12 protein-coding genes are annotated in these 12,427 nt (G+C 71.5%); 3 read left to right on the forward strand and 9 right to left on the reverse strand.

Translation table 11 applies throughout. From position 1 onward, the window contains the following. Window positions 1-16: 16 nt before the first annotated feature. From ACIRR8_RS25815 to ACIRR8_RS25850, 8 genes are read right to left on the reverse strand one after another with little or no spacing between them, the layout of a single operon-like run. Complete coding sequence (locus ACIRR8_RS25815) at window positions 17-1,057, reverse strand: NAD-dependent epimerase/dehydratase family protein (RefSeq protein WP_404069158.1); 1,041 nt, start codon at window positions 1,055-1,057, stop codon at window positions 17-19. Beyond that, window positions 1,054-2,547 (reverse strand): cation:proton antiporter, encoded by a 1,494-nt coding sequence (locus ACIRR8_RS25820; RefSeq protein WP_404069160.1) that lies wholly within the window; start codon window positions 2,545-2,547, stop codon window positions 1,054-1,056. The genes ACIRR8_RS25815 and ACIRR8_RS25820 overlap by 4 nt, the downstream gene beginning before the upstream one ends. Continuing rightward, window positions 2,544-3,932, reverse strand: coding sequence for a hypothetical protein (locus ACIRR8_RS25825; protein ID WP_404069162.1), 1,389 nt, complete (start codon window positions 3,930-3,932; stop codon window positions 2,544-2,546). The genes ACIRR8_RS25820 and ACIRR8_RS25825 overlap by 4 nt, the downstream gene beginning before the upstream one ends. After that, window positions 3,929-5,257, reverse strand: coding sequence for a phenylacetate--CoA ligase family protein (locus ACIRR8_RS25830; protein ID WP_404069164.1), 1,329 nt, complete (start codon window positions 5,255-5,257; stop codon window positions 3,929-3,931). The genes ACIRR8_RS25825 and ACIRR8_RS25830 overlap by 4 nt, the downstream gene beginning before the upstream one ends. A 33-nt stretch (window positions 5,258-5,290) precedes the next feature. After that, window positions 5,291-5,962: a hypothetical protein gene (locus tag ACIRR8_RS25835; RefSeq protein ID WP_404069166.1), complete on the reverse strand. Its 672-nt coding sequence runs from the start codon at window positions 5,960-5,962 to the stop codon at window positions 5,291-5,293. Beyond that, complete coding sequence (locus tag ACIRR8_RS25840) at window positions 5,959-7,248, reverse strand: ATP-grasp domain-containing protein (RefSeq protein WP_404069168.1); 1,290 nt, start codon at window positions 7,246-7,248, stop codon at window positions 5,959-5,961. The genes ACIRR8_RS25835 and ACIRR8_RS25840 overlap by 4 nt, the downstream gene beginning before the upstream one ends. After that, window positions 7,245-8,270, reverse strand: a complete 1,026-nt coding sequence (locus ACIRR8_RS25845) for a glycosyltransferase family 2 protein (protein ID WP_404069170.1) — start codon at window positions 8,268-8,270, stop codon at window positions 7,245-7,247. The genes ACIRR8_RS25840 and ACIRR8_RS25845 overlap by 4 nt, the downstream gene beginning before the upstream one ends. Window positions 8,271-8,324: 54 nt before the next feature. Then, complete coding sequence (locus tag ACIRR8_RS25850) at window positions 8,325-9,080, reverse strand: ArpA protein (RefSeq protein WP_404069172.1); 756 nt, start codon at window positions 9,078-9,080, stop codon at window positions 8,325-8,327. A gap of 256 nt (window positions 9,081-9,336) precedes the next feature. On the opposite strand from ACIRR8_RS25850, the gene ACIRR8_RS25855 reads away from it, so the two are divergent. Continuing rightward, window positions 9,337-10,317, forward strand: a complete 981-nt coding sequence (locus tag ACIRR8_RS25855; RefSeq protein ID WP_404069174.1) for a UDP-glucuronic acid decarboxylase family protein — start codon at window positions 9,337-9,339, stop codon at window positions 10,315-10,317. A 117-nt stretch (window positions 10,318-10,434) separates the two neighbouring features. Here the strand turns inward: ACIRR8_RS25855 and ACIRR8_RS25860 are convergent, their stop codons facing one another. Beyond that, window positions 10,435-11,427, reverse strand: coding sequence for a LuxR C-terminal-related transcriptional regulator (locus ACIRR8_RS25860; protein WP_404069176.1), 993 nt, complete (start codon window positions 11,425-11,427; stop codon window positions 10,435-10,437). A gap of 221 nt (window positions 11,428-11,648) precedes the next feature. Here ACIRR8_RS25860 and ACIRR8_RS25865 point away from each other — a divergent pair, with 221 nt between their 5' ends. Both ACIRR8_RS25865 and ACIRR8_RS25870 read left to right on the forward strand, forming a co-directional pair. Beyond that, window positions 11,649-11,969 (forward strand): hypothetical protein, encoded by a 321-nt coding sequence (locus ACIRR8_RS25865; protein ID WP_404069178.1) that lies wholly within the window; start codon window positions 11,649-11,651, stop codon window positions 11,967-11,969. 239 nt (window positions 11,970-12,208) lie between these two features. Beyond that, window positions 12,209-12,403, forward strand: a complete 195-nt coding sequence (locus ACIRR8_RS25870; RefSeq protein WP_404069180.1) for a hypothetical protein — start codon at window positions 12,209-12,211, stop codon at window positions 12,401-12,403. The last annotated feature ends 24 nt before the right edge of the window (window positions 12,404-12,427 follow it).

Here is a 12,427-nt window from a genome sequence, read left to right on the forward strand (position 1 = left end):
GTACCTCCGCGTCCTCTCAGATCGCCCGGCGCTCCTCCAGCGCGGCCCGCCAGGACGGCGGGAGGTTGCGCACCACTTCGATGCCGGAGAAGACCGACGGCTCCTGCGGGCCGACCTCCTTGACCCAGGCGGCCATCCGGCCGATCCCTTCCTCCAGGCCGATGTGCCGGTCGCCGGTGGCCAGGACCTTGCGGGCCTTCTCGTGGGTGGCGTAGGCGTCCCGTACCTCGTTGCGCTCTGGCAGGTGGTCGACGCGCAGCTCCACACCCATCGCGTCGCAGACGGCGGCCGCGATGCGGTTGACGCTGTAGACGTGGTCGCCGCCGATGTTGAAGACCTCGTTGTACGCGTCCGGGATCTCCACGGACCGGGCGATGGAGGGCGCCACGTCCTTGATGTAGCTGAAGGCGCGGGTCTGTTCGCCGTCTCCGAAGACCGTGAACGCCTCGCCGCGCAGGGCCTGGTTCATGAAGATGCCGATGACGTTGCGGTAGCGGTCGCCGATGTTCTGGTACTCGCCGTAGACGTTGTGCGGCCGGAAGACGATGTACGGCATGCCGAACATCTCGTGGGTGACGCGGAGTTCCTGTTCGACGGAGAACTTCGCGATGCCGTAGGGGTCCTCCGGAGCGGGCACCAGGTCCTCGCTCATGGGGAGTTGGTTGGCGCCGTAGACCGCGATCGACGAGGTGAAGACGAAGCACCGGACCGTGCCCGCGTTGACGGCGGCGTTGATGAGGTTGACGCTGCCGACCACGTTGTTCATGTAGTTGAACCGCTTGATGAAGTGGCTGAGCCCCTCTGCGGCGTACGCGGCGAGGTGGAAGACGTAGTCGACGCGGTGGGCGGCGAAGACGGCATCGACCACCTCGGGGTCGCAGACGCTGCCGTGCCGGAACTCGGCGGCCTCGGGGACGTTGGCGCGCTCGCCGCCGCTGAGGTCGTCGAGGACGATGACGCGGTGGCCCGCGGCGAGCAGTTCGCGGGCCACGTGCGATCCGATGAAGCCGGCGCCTCCGGTGACGAGGGAGACGGGGGCGGGAGGGGCGAGGTTCATGCCGGTTCCATTTCCTTTTCCTGGGCGGGAGTCTTCTTGACCAAGGCCGTTGCGCCGGGCGTCGGTACGGGGTCGTCGGCGGCCGGGTGCGAGAGTTTCAGCAGGCGCAGCGCCGGGCCGGTCATGACCGTGGTCAGCACCGCCATCACGACGAGCACGGTGAAGGCGTTCTGGTTGATGAGCCCGGCGTCCAGTCCGGCGCGGAGCACGACGATCTCGGTGACGCCCCGCGCGTTCAGCAGCACGCCGAGCCCGAGCGACATCCGCCAGGGCAGTCCGGCCGTACGGGCGGTGACGGCGGTCCCGGCGAGCTTGCCGACCACGGCGGTGACGACCGCGACGGTCCCGGCCAGCAGCAGGCCCGCGTGGCCGGTCACCTGGGTGAGGTCCACGGTCATCCCGACGGAGACGAAGAACAGTGGCAGCAGCAGCCGGCGGTTCACGGAGTCCAGGCGCGTCTGTACGGCGGTGAGCGCGGTGCCCGGGCGGTGCGGGACCAGCATCCCGGCCAGGAAGGCGCCGAAGATCGAGTGGACGCCCATCAGATCGGTGACCCAGGCCAGCGAGAAGGCGAGCACCAGCAGCGCGAGCAGCCGGACGGCGGACGACACCTGCGTACGGTCCGCCCAGCGGTCGGCGGCGCGCACCAGCGGACGGCCGGCGATCAGGACGACGGCGGCGAACGCGGCCGCGAGCAGCACGGTCCCGCCCGCGCCCCAGACGCTGCCGGCCGTCGCCACCGCCATGGCCGTGGCCAGGGCGCACCAGGCGATCACATCGCAGGCGGCCGCGCAGGTCATGGCCATGGTGCCCAGCGGATGGCGGGACAGGCCCGACTCCTGGACGATCCGGGCCAGGACCGGGAAGGCGGTGATGCTCATCGCCGTACCGAGGAAGATCGCGAACGGGACGAAGCCGATGCCGCCGCCGGCGAACTCCCGGTAGACCAGCGCAGCGGAGAGCACGCCCAGCACGAACGGAATGATCATGCTGCCTTGGCTGACCGCGCCGACCACCCGCCCGCTGCGCCGCACCTGGGAGGCGTCGAACTCGGAGCCGACGGCGAACATGAAGAGGATCAGCCCGACCTGCGCCAGCACGCCGAGCAGCGGTTTGGCCGCTTCCGGATAGAACAGCTCGGTGGAGCCGGGGAAGATCCCGGCCAGGAACGACGGGCCGAGCAGCAGGCCGGTGGCGATCTCGCCGATGACCGGCGGCTGACCGAGCTTGCGGGCCAGCAGGCCGCCCGCCGTGGCGGCGGCGGCCACCGCGGCGAGCGCGAGGACGACCCGGAGCACGGTCTCGGCGACATGCGGGCCCTCGGCGGGCGGCCCGCCTCCGGCACCTCCCGTACCACCGGGTTCCGGCGCGCCGAGGCCGAACGCGAGCGCGGCGACGAGCACGCCGACGGCGGCGGCGGAGATCAGCAGCGGGTAGACGATGCCACGCCAGGCGGGCGGTTCCGCGGGGCGCGACGGAGGCTGGGTCATCGTGGTGCTCCAAGGTCGGTCGGCACGGTGGGCCGCGTGATGGGCGGGGTCGTCGTACGGGTCTTCGGGGCGCGGCCGCGGAGAGGCGGGCTGCGGAAGGTGCGGCTTCGGAGCAGGAGGCGGGCGAGCACGGCGTGGGCCACCTCGCCGGCCGTGAGCGCGGTGACCGCACCCAGGGCGCCGAGCGCCGGCACGAGGACCAGGCCGGACAGGACCGCGCAGAGCAGGCCGCCCAGCGCGCTCACGGCGGTGGCCCGCAAGGTGTGCGGAGTGGCGTTCTCCAGCAGGTAGTTGAGGCTGCCGACGGTGAAGACGAGCGGCACGCCGAGCACGTACAGCAGCAGGACGGCGACCGGTGGCGCGACGAGCCCGGACTGCTGCGCCGACCACGCCAGCCACAGGCTTCCCGCGCTCCACACCGCTCCCACGGCCGCGACCGGCAGCAGCCGCCGGACCACGCGGCGGTCCAGCGAGGCGGGATCCACCGACCGGAGGGTGAGGGACACGTGCGGCTGGAAGAGCCGCAGCAGATAGCCGAAGCCGTTGAGCAGCACCGACGAGGCGAGGATCATCAGATACAGGTGGCCGGTCTGCTCGTGGTGCCGGGAGGCGCCGAGCAGCACGAAGAGCACGCTCACCGTGCCGGAGGCCGCGATGTCGCCGCAGGCCATCAGCGCGGAGGTGGTCATCACGGGCCGTACGACCCCGCCGCGCACCGGTCGGCCGGTGGCCCGGTACAGGGCGGGCAGCTGGGCCAGGTTCAGCAGCGCGGTGCCGCCGAGGATCCAGCCGGTGAAGGCCACCGGGCCCCAGCCGAGCAGGCCCGCTCCGCCGGCGCCGGCGGCGATGACCAGCGACAGCGCCGCGAAGTTCAGGACGTCGGCGCGGTTGCGGTCCAGGGCCCGGCAGAGGCCGACCAGGACGGTGTTCAGCCCGAGGAGCGCGGCGTAGAGACCGGCGAGCAGGCCCAGCGCGACCGTGGAGCCGCCGCCGGGCCGGACGAAGAGCGCCGTGCCGGCCAGCCAGAGCACGGCCGCTCCGGCGAGCAGCAGCGCGGCGGCCAGGAGGACGGTGATGAGCTGGGGTCCGGTGCGCAGGGCTCTGGGGACGAGTTTGAGTGCGGACTTCTCGATGCCGAGCGTGGTGAGGGTGGTGAGCACCTGGGCGGTGCCCATGGCGGCGGCGTACGGTTCGTACCCGGCCTCGCCCCAGCTCGCCAGCAGGACCGCGTTGGCGCCGAGCAGCGCCAGCCGGAAGGCGGTGCGCCCGGCGAGCAGCGAGGCCAGCGACCGTGCGGTGGGGCGGCGGTCGGGGCGGGCGGGGATGGCGGTGGGGGCCCGGTCCGGTGCGGGGACCCGGCTCGGCCCGCCGGACGTCCCGGTCATGCCGGTGCGGTGCGGGCCGGATCGACGGCCGCCCCCGGAGCGCCCGGCGCCACCGCGTCCGAGGTGACGAACCGCCCCTTGCCGCCCGCCGTGATCTCGATGCTCTCCGCCCGCACGACCTCCAGCGGGAAGCCGCAGCCCGCCACGGCGAGCAGCCGCTCCCGCACCCCGGCGGTCAGCTCGTCCCACGCGGCCGGGGACGGCTCTCCGTCCGGTACGACGGTCAGCCGTACCGCTCCCTCCCGGTCCTGCACCACACCGCACTCCGCGATACCGGGAAAGGTCGCGGCCAGGTGCAGGAAGGTGTCCGGGTACAACTGGCGCCCGTTCGGCAGGGATACGGCGTCGTTGACGCGGCCCGCCGTCAGCCGCAGGGTCCTGAGGCGCCGGCCGCACGGGCACGGTTCGGTCTCGATCCGGCCCACGTCACCCAGGTCGTAGCGGATCAGCGGCATCGCGCGCTCCATGAACGCGGTCACCACCACCCGCCCTTCACCTCCGTCCGGCACCGGCCGCCCGTCCGGCCCGAGGATCTCCACGAGCAGCCGGTCCTCCGCGAGGTGCGCCCGCTGGTGGACGCACTCGTACGCGATGTTGAGCACCTCGAACGCCGAGTACTCGTCGTGCACCGGCACCCCGAACTCCCGCTCCAGCAGCGCCCGGTGCTCCGGGACGAGCAGCTCGGACTCCGTCATCACCAGCTTCAGCGTGGAGCGCAGAGCGGCGAGTTCGGCCGGGCCCAACGCCCGGAGCAGCGACCGCAGATGGACCGGGTAGCCGATGATGACCTGCGGCCGGGCGGCGAGCAGCTCGGCCGTGATCTCGTCCATCGGCCGGTCGGTGAGCAGCACATGGCGGCGGAACAGCCCGGCCTTCTGGTAGCCGCGCGCGGGCGGGGCGAACGGCCGGATGTGCGAGAGCCGGTCGGTGGGCCGGTAGCGGCCGGTGGCCAGGAACCGGCGTACGCAGGAGGCGAGGTGGTAGTCGTGGCTGCGGTGGTCGTGGACGACGGTGACCCGCCGCCCGGTGGAGCCGCTGGTGCGGAAGATCGGCAGGGCACCGGGGTCGGCGCCGTCCGCGAGGAGCTCCGCCACGGGCCGGCCCCGCAGGACCTCCTTGTCGATGACCGGCAGCCGCGCCACCTCGGCGAGCGAGCGGAGCGGGCCGGTGCGGTAGGCGGGGTGCGCGCGGTAGTACGGGACCCGGGCGCGGGCGTGCGCCAGCATCCGGTTCAGCTGGGCGAGCTGGCGCCGGCGCAGCGCGCGCCGGGACCCGTACTGCCGGGCGTACGTGACGGGCACGTACCAGGCCTCTCGGAGGAACATCGCGTCCAACTCCCCTTGACTCCGTAGGGCCCGTCAGGCGGCCGTGCCGGACACGGCCGAGCGGCGGCGCGGGACGACGCGGCCGAGCGCGCTGAACCAGCGGGTCGGGGCGAACAGCACGAAGAGTGCGACCACGACATGGGTGATGATCATGGCGAACGCCTCGTGCTTGCTGGCCGGGTGGCCGAGCCGGACCGTCATGTGCGAGGCCCAGGTCCACACTTCGGGGATGGTCTGCCACTGCGGGTCGGTGTGGTCGTTGATCGTGAGGTACGCGAGGTCCTCCAGGCCGGAGAGCATGATCAGGAGCATCGCGTAGCCGAGCCGGCGCACCAGTTGCGCGGCGCCGCCGCCGATCCGGAAGCAGAAGAGGAAGGTCAGGATCAGGAACGGCGTGAGCGTCAGGACGTAGTAGTAGAGCTCGGGATGGTTCTCCGCGTGGAAGAAGATCTTCGGCACGAAGTAGAGGAAGTAGAGCATGAAGCAGAGCGGCGCGAAGAGGTGCAGCCGGAGCTTCTGCGCCCACTCCGGGTCGAGTTGGGCGAGCGCCTCGGTGGCGAGGACGAACGGCACCAGCTTGAAGAGCATGACGCCGAGGCTCTTGACCTCGCGGTCGTGCGGCATCACGAACCAGACGACGGACGCGAAGACGAGGGCGAGTGAGGCCAGGATGAGGAAGGGCGCATGGCGCCGGAGCGTGGTCAACGCTTCTCCGTAAGCAGATCGGTGCGGATGGGGGCGGTGGCGGGCGCGATGGCGGCGTTGCCGGGTGCGGTGGTGGCGTTGCCGGGTGCGTCGGGTTCGACGCCGAAGCGGAGGAGGGACCTGGCCCTGGCCTGCGCCTCGCGGAGCTCTGCGTAGGTGTCGGCGACCAGCAGGAGGTAGCCGAGCTTGTGTCCGGCCTGGGTGTAGCGCCGGACCCGGGCCCCGGGGGTCGGGAAGATGCGCAGCTCGGCGGTCTGCGGCAGCGCGCGGACCGCGTCGGCGCCCTCGATGGTGCGCAGGGTGCCGTCGGTGTCGGTGGACAGGATCTGCAGGGCCGTCTTCTTGTCGTGGCGGGCCTGGAGGTCGAAGGGAAGGCCGAGCGCCAGGCGGAGCGCGGCCTCATAGGTGTCGATGCCGTACGCGTGCCGGACGAGGAGCGGCATACCGTTGCCGCCGAGCCGGGCGCCCATCTCGATGAAGCGGATCTCCTCGGTGCGGTCGACCACGAAGTCGAAGTTGACCGGTCCGTCCGTGTGGCCGAGCGCGCCGCAGATGTCCATCACCATGGAGCGCAGCGCGATCTCGGTGACCGGCGCCAGCTCGGCCGGGACCGTGTGCCCGGTCGTGATCATGTGGGGCGCGCCGGTGGTGGAGCGCTCGGTGACCGCGATGGTCGCCAGCTTGGCGTCACGGAGGAACGCCTCGGCGGAGAGGTGCCGGCCGAGCAGCATCTCCTCGACGATCACCTCGCCGGAGAAGGAGTACGTACAGGCTTCGGCGACGGCCGCCGGCAGTGCGGCCTGGTCGGCGACGACCTGGACGCCCTTGCTGCCGGAGGAGTCGCTCGGCTTCACGATCACCGGCATCGGCAGTGCGGCGGCGGCGAGGCGCAGCTCCACCGGGTCGGCGGACTGGACGTAGGCGTACGTCGGCAGCCCGAGCCGCTCCAGCACCTCGTGGAAGTACCCCTTGTCGACCGAGGCGCGCACCGCGTCCGGCGCCGGCTGGTACGGGGTGTCCAGCAGCCGGCTCAGCTCGGCCACCGACTCCTGGGCGGCGTCGCTCGCCGGGGAGATGACCGCGGCGATGTCGAGGTGGCCGACCATGGCGGCGATCCGCTCCGGGGCCCTGGTGGTCATGCAGAGGAACAGGTCGGCGGCCGATGCGCCGAGCGCGTGCGGACGCTGGTCGACGCCGACGACTCCGTAACCGAGTCGGCGCGCCGCGTGGTAGGCGGGCAGCTGGTCCTCGCCGCCGCCCAGCACGAGGATGTGAGGCTTGGTCATGGCAGGTTCCCTGTCTGGAGCAGCGACGCGGGCGCCGCCCGGCCGGTGGTCTTCTCTGGATGGGGGTGCGGGTCGGTGGGCGATCCGGCGTGCGGGTCGGCGTAGAGGTAGTCCTGCGGCCGTACGGGCACGTTGGCCTCCCGGATCTGGTAGCGGGGCAGTCCGGCGCTGCCGCGCATGACGCGCACCAGGTAGCGGGCCAGCAGGGCCAGCGCGCCGAGCCCCGCCGTGTGCAGCAGCACCGAGGCCAGCGCCAGTGGCCGGACCCCGCTGCCGGCCGCCGTCAGCGCCACGGCGGCCGCCGCCGCGGCGAGCGCGGCGAGGTAGATCAGGGCGAGCGGCCGGTAGGAGAAGCCGACGAAGAGGTCGGCGGCGTGCCGGAACAGCTTCGCCAGCGACCACTTGGCCACCCCGGCGGCGCGCGGTGAGTGGGCCGTCTCCACCGTGGTGTACCGCGCGCCGATCAGCGGGAGGGTCGCCAGGAAGTACGGGGTGCTGACCTTGCAGGCGGCGACCTTGCGGGCCACCGAGGTGCGCACCACCCGGAACACCGAGGCGTGGACCGGCAGTTCGATGCCGAGGATCCGGGTGGCGATGGCCTGGTGACCGACCGTGCCGAGCCGGCGGTACCAGGGGTCCTGCCGGCCGGTACGAACCGCGAACACCGCGTCGTACCCCCCTTCGACGGCCCGCCGGGTGAGTTTGTGGATCTCGGGGGGCGGTGACTGCAGATCGGCGTCGAGCTGGACGGTCCATTCCTTCGACGCGTACGAGAATCCGGCGGTGAAAGCCGATTCGAGCCCGAAATTGCGGGCGAAGGAGATGTAGCTGACGCGCGGGTCACCGGCGGCGAGCCGCTTGATGATGGGGAGGGTCGCATCCGTACTGCCGTCGTCGATGAAAAGGATTTCGGCGTCCCCGTACGGATACACCTCCTCCTTGATACGCAGGTATGCCTGCTCTATGCATTCCTCCTCGTTGAAACAGGGCACCATCGCGGTGATGGAAAGCGTGGCAGGCATCCTGGCCATCGTCCGTCGTCCTTCTGCTCGCGCCCGGATAAAGGTCCGTCCGGATCAGTCGAACATCGCGTTCATCGTCTCGTGCGTGGCCGCCTTCTGCTGGTCCGCACGGCTGGCCCAGCAGGTGTTGAGGATGATGCGGGTCTTGTCCGCGTTCAGCGGGACCGTGCGGTGCAGCGTGGTGTCCGAACGCAGCAGGTACAGCTCGCCCTTGGCGTGGCCGTAGCTGCGGATCGGGTGCTTCTGCAGGTACTCCTGGACGCGCGGGTCGTCCTTGTTCCAGTCGGTGTGCGGGATGCACTGGAGCATGCCGCCGTACTCCAGCGACGGGGCCTCGATCAGCCAGATGACGGTGAAGCTGAAGTCGCCCCAGTGCCAGCCGTGGGTGTCACCCTTCTGGTGCTGGCGGGTGATGATGTACTTCTCCTCGTCCCACGGGCAGCCCATGACCTCCTCCTTGGCCAGCCGGGAGAGGAAGTCCTTGAGCGCGGCGGACTCGTAGACGGCCGGGATCAGCGAGCCGTCCGTGGCGATGGCCTTCTGGCCGACCGTGGACATGTAGCGCGGCGAGTCGCCGGTCTCCTTGAGGCGGATGTCGATGCGCTTCTGGTGGGTGTCGATCAGCTCGTGGGTCTCCCGGGCGACCGCGTCGAAGACCTCCGGCGAGACGAGGCCGGGGAGCTTGACGTACCCCTCGCGGCGGAAGTGCTGCGAGAGCCCGAGCACCTCGTGGTCGTCGGCGAACCGCTCCGCGATGTTCTTCGCGATCAGCTCTTCGATGTTCTCGGTGGTGATGCTGTTCTGCGACACGGTGAACTTCCCCTCGGATAGGAACCGCTGTTGACCCCTTGAGTCTCAGGAATTCCCGCCCGGTCCGGTAGTGCCGGGCTCACCGATTACGCATGAGGAAGCCATCCGCCCGCCGGACGTGAAGATCTCACCTCGCACATGAGGAACTCATGGGCCGGACTCCGGTGAAATACCCACGCTTGCAGGAGCCGACCCGTTGCGGTCAAATCCACAAGGATGTTCCGTGCGATGATTCCGATGAACGGGAGAGAAAAAGATGGCGAGAACAGCGGTGGTGGCCGGCGGAGCGGGATTTCTCGGCTCGCATCTGTGCGAAAGGCTGCTCGCGGACGGCTGGCGCGTCCTGTGCATCGACAATTTCGTCACGGGCTCCCCGGAGAACGTGGCCCATCTGGTGGGCGAAGCGTTCCGGCTGGTGGAGGCCGATGTGACGGCGGGGATACCGGCGGTGGAGGGCCCGGTGCACGCCGTACTCAACCTCGCCTCGCCCGCGTCCCCGGTCGACTACCTCCAACTGCCCCTGGAAACTCTGCGGGTGGGCTCGGAGGGCACCCGGCACCTGCTGGACCTGGCCCGGGAGAAGGGTGCGCGGTTCGTCCTGGCCTCCACCTCGGAGACGTACGGCGACCCGCTGGTGCATCCGCAGCCGGAGAGCTACTGGGGCAACGTCAACCCGGTCGGGCCGCGTTCGGTGTACGACGAGGCCAAGCGGTACGCCGAGGCGATCACGATGGCGTACCGCCGTACGTACGGCGTCGACACCGGCATCGTCCGCATCTTCAACACGTACGGGCCGAGGATGCGCTCCCACGACGGCCGCGCCGTGCCCACCTTCATCCGCCAGGCGCTCGCCGGGCAGCCGCTCACCGTGGCCGGTGACGGTTCGCAGACGCGCTCGCTCTGCTACGTCCCCGACCTGGTCGACGGCATCGTCCGGATGACGGAGTCGGAGCTGGCGGGACCGGTCAACCTCGGCAACCAGGAGGAGATTTCCGTCCTCCGGCTCGCCGAGTGGATCCGGGAGCTCACCGGCTCCACCTCCGCCATCGCGCACGTGGAGCGCCCCACGGACGACCCGTCGATCCGCCGGCCCGACACGACTAAGGCGCGCGAAGGGCTCGGCTGGAGCGCCCGGTTCACGACCGAACGCGGACTCACCGCCACGATCGACTGGTTCCGCAGCAGGCAGGGGGCAGGCGTGGAGGGTCTGCAGCTCGCCGGTGCAGAGGAAATGTAGAACGCGCTGCCACCCTGCAGCCCTGGAGCAACCGGATCGGGGACCAACGTGGGACGTCGGGTGTCGGCGGTCGTGAGCGGAGCGCGTCGGGGGCCGGCGGGCACGAGCCGGGCACGGTCACCCGTTCACCCAGCCCTTGCCGGCGGCGAGCACGCCCGCCTCGAAGCGGCTGCGCGCTCCCAGCCGCTGCATCAGATCGGCGGTGACACGCCGTACGGTCCTTACGGACACGCCGAGTTGGCGGGCGATGGCCTCATCGGTGAACCCTTCCGTGAGCAGGTCGAGCACGGCCCGCTCCGGCGAGGTCAGCGGGCTGCCGTGGCCGGCCGGGGCCTCGGCCGTGCTCTCGCCGAGCGGCTTCGCCTGCTGCCAGGTCTGCTCGAAGAGGGCGAGCAGACCCGTCAGCGCCCCGGTGCCCTCCAGCACCAGCGCTCCGCGGTCCGCCGCCGCCGCGTCCATCGGCACGATCGCCCGGCAACGGTCGTAGATGAGCATGCGCAGCGGCAGCCGGGGCACGGTCCGGACCAGCCCGCCGCGCTCGCCGAGCCAGGCCACGTACTCCCTGGTCGCGGAGGAGTTGCGGCAGCTGTCGAGGAAGATGTACCGGAGCCGGACCCCTCGGCCGCTGGTGGCGGTGTCCAGCGGGCGGGCGGCCTCCAGGTGCTGCTCGCTCTGGCCGCCGCCGGGGACGAACGCCGCTATCTCGCCGGTACAGGTCGTGGCCAGGTGCTCGATCTTCGACTGGATCTGCTCCATGGTCCGCAGCTTCCGCACCTCGGCGACGCCCTGCCCGGTGGCGCGGATGTCGGCGAGCAGCCCGGCCATCGCGATCCTGCTGGCCCTGATCTGCCGTTCCTTCTCCAGCAGTTCGCTCTCCTGGCCGGCGAGCAGCGTGGCCAGGCCCACTTCCGGATCGACGGGACGGCCCGGGCCGCCGTCCGCCGAAGGCCGTACGAGCGAGAGCGCGGCCAGCCGGTCCAGCGCCGAGGCCGCACGCTCCGCGGGCCAGCCCAGCGCCTCCGCGAGACCGGCGACGGCCCCCGGACCGTCCTGGAGCATGGCGCGGTAGACCGCTTCCTCGTCCGGGCCGATCCCCAATCGACCGAGCATGTTTCCCCTCCCCCAGAGTGGCGGTGGGTCGCACCGCACGTCGCGTCCGCGGACGTGGTCACCGACGCGGATGCGGGCGAAGAATATACGCCATGGCCTGATCTGGACAGTATCCGCCGCGGCGGCCGGGCCCGTACGGGCGCTCTCCGCAGGGGCCTGACCAGGTGCGGGCGGGCGGCAACGGGCGAGGAGCCGCCGCGGGCGGACCGGACGGGCCGGCCGTGTACCTCGTAGACATCCGGCTGGAATCCGCCACCCGCCTCTCTCCGGCCGAGGTACGGGGCCTGCTGGCGCGGGCGGCCCGTCCCGGCGACGGCGTGGAGCACATCTACGTCCAGCCGGCGCCGCCCGCCGCGGCGCTCTCCCGGGGCCCGGCGCTCTGCCACGACGCGGTGCTCTTCCTCTCCCGTCCCACGCTGACCGAGTCCGAACGGGCGGCCGACGCGGTGCTGAGCCGCTGCACGGCCCGGGGCCTGCGGCTGAGAAGGGTCTCGGCGATGCCGCTCACGCTGCTGGTGGACCTGCTGACGCTGGAAAGCTGACTCCGGGCAACCGCGAGCGGGCCGGGCTGTCGGCGTGTCCTCGTCCTGCCATTGCAGGTCCCTGTCAACGGAAAGCCTGGGCAGGGCCGTCCGCCCCGAGCAGAGTGTTCTCACCGGACAGAGCGCCGGTCCAAGGGGAAGGGCGCTCGAACCCGGCCGGCCCGATCCGGCCGGAACACCCGGATCACCTGCTCAGCTGATGCGTCCAGGGGGGACCCATGCAGACTCTCATCCGTTCCATGATCACGTCGGTATGCGCGGCGGCGGCGCTGAGCGCCGTACTCCTGGGGGCGGGAGCGGTGGCCGGCGCGGACACCGCCCCGGCGGGCGGCACGCACACGACGGCCTCGGCACCGGTGTCCCTGGGTGGGACGGGCACCCCGGCCGGCCGACTCTCCGGCTCCACGCCGAACGGCAACATATGGGGCCCGTGACGGCGGTGGCCCCGGCGGAGACGT

The organism is Streptomyces sp. NPDC101178 (assembly GCF_044767965.1).
Classification (GTDB): domain Bacteria; phylum Actinomycetota; class Actinomycetes; order Streptomycetales; family Streptomycetaceae; genus Streptomyces.

Bases quoted from the DNA above. Each gene is read 5' to 3' on its own strand.
- ACIRR8_RS25855 (WP_404069174.1), top strand. From the start codon at position 9,337: ATGGCGAGAACAGCGGTGGTGGCCGGCGGAGCGGGATTTCTCGGCTCG.
- ACIRR8_RS25840 (WP_404069168.1), bottom strand. From the start codon at position 7,248: ATGACCAAGCCTCACATCCTCGTGCTGGGCGGCGGCGAGGACCAGCTG.
- ACIRR8_RS25815 (WP_404069158.1), bottom strand. From the start codon at position 1,057: ATGAACCTCGCCCCTCCCGCCCCCGTCTCCCTCGTCACCGGAGGCGCC.
- ACIRR8_RS25820 (WP_404069160.1), bottom strand. From the start codon at position 2,547: ATGACCCAGCCTCCGTCGCGCCCCGCGGAACCGCCCGCCTGGCGTGGC.
- ACIRR8_RS25830 (WP_404069164.1), bottom strand. From the start codon at position 5,257: ATGTTCCTCCGAGAGGCCTGGTACGTGCCCGTCACGTACGCCCGGCAG.
- ACIRR8_RS25870 (WP_404069180.1), top strand. From the start codon at position 12,209: ATGATCACGTCGGTATGCGCGGCGGCGGCGCTGAGCGCCGTACTCCTG.
- ACIRR8_RS25845 (WP_404069170.1), bottom strand. From the start codon at position 8,270: ATGCCTGCCACGCTTTCCATCACCGCGATGGTGCCCTGTTTCAACGAG.
- ACIRR8_RS25825 (WP_404069162.1), bottom strand. From the start codon at position 3,932: ATGACCGGGACGTCCGGCGGGCCGAGCCGGGTCCCCGCACCGGACCGG.
- ACIRR8_RS25860 (WP_404069176.1), bottom strand. From the start codon at position 11,427: ATGCTCGGTCGATTGGGGATCGGCCCGGACGAGGAAGCGGTCTACCGC.